This is a genomic window from Actinacidiphila bryophytorum (genome assembly GCF_016916835.1).
GTDB lineage: Bacteria > Actinomycetota > Actinomycetes > Streptomycetales > Streptomycetaceae > Actinacidiphila > Actinacidiphila bryophytorum.
The window spans coordinates 1-649 of record NZ_JAFFIX010000077.1 but is presented as its reverse complement, the minus strand read 5'-3'; the positions used below and the strand labels follow the sequence as shown (position 1 = coordinate 649).

1 protein-coding gene is annotated in these 649 nt (G+C 66.7%); it reads right to left on the bottom strand.

Annotated elements, in window-relative coordinates; genetic code table 11:
- A partial coding sequence (locus tag JT723_RS34665; RefSeq protein ID WP_205048881.1) for a cellulose-binding domain-containing protein occupies positions 1–444 on the bottom strand: 444 nt, incomplete at its 3' end.
- Between the last annotated feature and the right edge of the window lie 205 nt (positions 445–649).

Here is a 649-nt window from a genome sequence, read left to right as displayed (position 1 = left end):
CGGCGTTGTCGGTGGTGTGGTGGGGGGTGTGGTGCCGGTGCAGGTGACGCCGTTGAGGGAGAAGCTGGTGGGTGCGGGGTTGGTGGTGGTCCAGGTTCCGTTGAATCCGGGTGAGACTGTTGCGTTGGTTCCCAGCGTTCCGTTGTAGGAGAGGTTGGTGACGGTGACGTTGGCGCCGGACTGGGTGAGGTTGCCGTTCCAGAGCTGGGTGATGGTCTGGTCTGCGGGGAAGGCGAACTTCAGTGTCCAGTTGTTTATCGGGTCGCCGAGGTTCTTGATGTCGATGTTGGCGCCGAAGCCGCCGGACCACTGGCTGGTGACGGTGTAGGTGACCTGGCAGCCGGCCACGGCGTGGGCCTGGGTGGCGACGGCGAGGGTTCCGCCGGACACGACGGCGAGCGCCGCGGTCGCTGCGAGCGCGCTCCTGCGTGTGCGGGGGCTCATGGCTGGGAATCGAGGATGCCTCATCGGCTTGCTCCTTCCGCCACGGTCGCGGTGCGGTGCGTGGCGTGTGTGGGGGGATGCGGCGGTGCCGTTGTGCCCTGGCTGGGGGCGGCGGGGAGGCCGGGCTCCGCTGCGTGCGTCGTCGGTCATGATGGCGACGGGAGTTGCGGGAGGCAATAACCGTTCACACATGAATAGATATTCA